This window comes from Brevundimonas sp. CURTG3B2_SDJG, from assembly GCF_057364705.1.
Map to the genome: position 1 here is coordinate 1 of NZ_JBNFOJ010000398.1, position 2,142 is coordinate 2,142.

3 protein-coding genes are annotated in these 2,142 nt (G+C 68.3%); 1 reads left to right on the top strand and 2 read right to left on the bottom strand.

From position 1 onward, the window contains the following. Positions 1-217: 217 nt before the first annotated feature. The gene (gene ppa / locus AC2W7C_RS17085) at positions 218-781 is read right to left on the bottom strand and encodes an inorganic diphosphatase (protein WP_486002444.1); all 564 of its coding nucleotides are present in this window, start codon (positions 779-781) and stop codon (positions 218-220) included. Positions 782-923: 142 nt separating this feature from the next. Here ppa and AC2W7C_RS17090 point away from each other — a divergent pair, with 142 nt between their 5' ends. Beyond that, positions 924-1,607, top strand: coding sequence for a DUF599 domain-containing protein (locus tag AC2W7C_RS17090; protein ID WP_486002445.1), 684 nt, complete (start codon positions 924-926; stop codon positions 1,605-1,607). 404 nt (positions 1,608-2,011) lie between these two features. Here the strand turns inward: AC2W7C_RS17090 and AC2W7C_RS17095 are convergent, their stop codons facing one another. Next, on the bottom strand, positions 2,012-2,119 hold the full coding sequence (locus AC2W7C_RS17095) for a hypothetical protein (protein ID WP_486002446.1): 108 nt from the start codon (positions 2,117-2,119) through the stop codon (positions 2,012-2,014). Positions 2,120-2,142 lie beyond the last annotated feature (23 nt).

Consider the following 2,142-nt stretch of genomic DNA (forward strand, 5'->3'; position numbering starts at 1 on the left):
GGAGCGCAGCGCAGGCGATGGTTCCGCGAGCCGTGTGCGTGACAGCTTCGCGCTCTCGCGCGCCGCTGGGTCCCGGGGTCGCTGCGCGCCCCGGGATGACGAAAGCAAGAGGAGGTCGGCGGTCTGACAACCCCGGCCGGCGTCGCCCTCACCTGACGGCTGCGCCGTCTGTCCTCTCCATCGCCTTGAAGGGGCGATGGAGAGGTGAACATCGACTTCAGGCCGCGTTGGCGGCCTTGCCGTCGGCCTTCAGCTTGTCCTGGTAGGCGCGGACGCCGGCCGCGATCAGCTCGGCGGCCTCGCCGGCGTCGCCCCAGCGCTTGACGCGGACGGACTTGTTCTTCTCCAGGTCCTTGTAGCGGGTGAAGAAGTGCTCGATCTGCTCGACCAGGATGGCCGGCAGCTGACGATAGCTGGCGATGTCGGTGTAGTAGGGGTTCAGCTTGTCGACGGGCACGGCCAGGATCTTGTCGTCGCCGCCGGCCTCGTCCTCCATCATCAGCACGCCGATCGGGCGCGAGCGGATGACGCAGCCGGGCACCACCGGGGACGGGTTCAGCACGATGACGTCGCAGGGGTCGCCGTCGTCCGCCAGGGTGTGCGGCACGAAGCCGTAGTTGCCCGGGTAGTACATGGCGGTGTGCAGGAAGCGATCGACGAACAGGGCGCCGGAGTCCTTGTCCATCTCGTACTTCACCGGCAGACCGCCTTGCGGAATCTCGATGACGACGTTCAGGTCCCAGGGCGGGTTCGGGCCGACGGGGATGGCGTCGAGGTTCATGACGGTCTCGTCTATGGTGCAGCGCAATACGGGAGGCGGGCGTGATAGTCCTCCCGAAGGGCCGAAGCAAGGCGAAGCGCGCCGCCTCTTGAGCCTTTGGCCGACGCACGCGACAGTCCGGGCGCGGGGCTGAGGAGCTGCGATGACCACCTTCGACTACGCCGCGCTGGCGCTCTTCTTCCTGTGCTGGCTGGGCTACGGCCCGCTGCTGAACCTTCTGGCGCACCGGACCGGCACCCTGAACGACGACATGACGGTCGTGCGCCGGGTCTGGATGACGGCCATGACCCACCGCGAGATCCGGCTGGTGGACAGTCAGCTGATGGGTCATTCGATCAACTCCGCCAGCTTCTTCGCCTCGACCAACCTGCTGCTGATCGCCGCGGTGGCGGGCATCCTTTTCGGCGGGCAGAGCGCGCTGGAGGGGTTCGCCTCGGTCGGCGCCGAGGTCGTGCCGACTCGGATTCTGGAGGCCAAGCTGGCCCTGGTCCTGATCTGCCTGGTCCGCGGCCTGCTGGATTTCATCTGGTCGCTGCGCCAGATGAACTACACCCTGGCCCTGATCGGCGCGGCGCCCGAGGCGCACACCGAGGCCGACCGGGTGGCGCTGGGCGAGGCGGCGACCGGCCTGCTGAACCCCGCCCTGAGCGCGTTCAGCCAAGGGGTGCGGGGCTATTATTTCGCCCTGGCCGCGGCGGCCTGGCTGTTCGGGCCGGTCTGGCTGGCGATCGGGGTGGCCCTGGCCTTCTGCCTGCTGGTCTGGCGCCAGTCCGCCTCTCCCGCCGCCCGCGCGATCCGCAGCGCCCGACGGCTGCTGGAGCGCTGAGGGGGGCGCTACGCTCGCGCTGGTTCGCAGATGCTCACTCCAGGAGGTGATTTTAACCCTTGGAAACGGTTACGCGGCGTAATCGTGGCGGAAGCTTGCCGTTACACGGCGTGAACGCAGGTGCGAAATGTCTGCTTGACGGATTGTGCGCTGCACACTAGCTTCATTTTCGACGCCTCGCGGCGTCATGCCCTTCCTGGGCGTTTCCTCCCTAAAGACTTTACATGCCGCGCCTTCGGGCGCGGCTTTTTTTCTGTCCGCGCCGGTTTCGCTATGGGGCGGTCAAATCGGCGATCACGCGCGCGACGCCCTTGGCCGTCCGGGACCAGCCGGGCCCCGGAACGCGGTTCGCCTCGTCGAAATAGAGCGCGCGGTTCAGCTCGATCTGGATCGCGTGGAGACCTTCATCCGGCCGGCCCCCAGGCCTGGGTCGTCCAGCCCCCGGCGTAGGGGTGGTTCAGCGCCACGCGCCAGCCCAGGGCCTCGAAGGCGCGGCGGAGCCGGCGCGTCAGGTCCGCCGCGCACGACGACCCCG

Bases quoted from the DNA above. Each gene is read 5' to 3' on its own strand.
- ppa (WP_486002444.1), bottom strand. From the start codon at position 781: ATGAACCTCGACGCCATCCCCGTCGGCCCGAACCCGCCCTGGGACCTG.
- AC2W7C_RS17090 (WP_486002445.1), top strand. From the start codon at position 924: ATGACCACCTTCGACTACGCCGCGCTGGCGCTCTTCTTCCTGTGCTGG.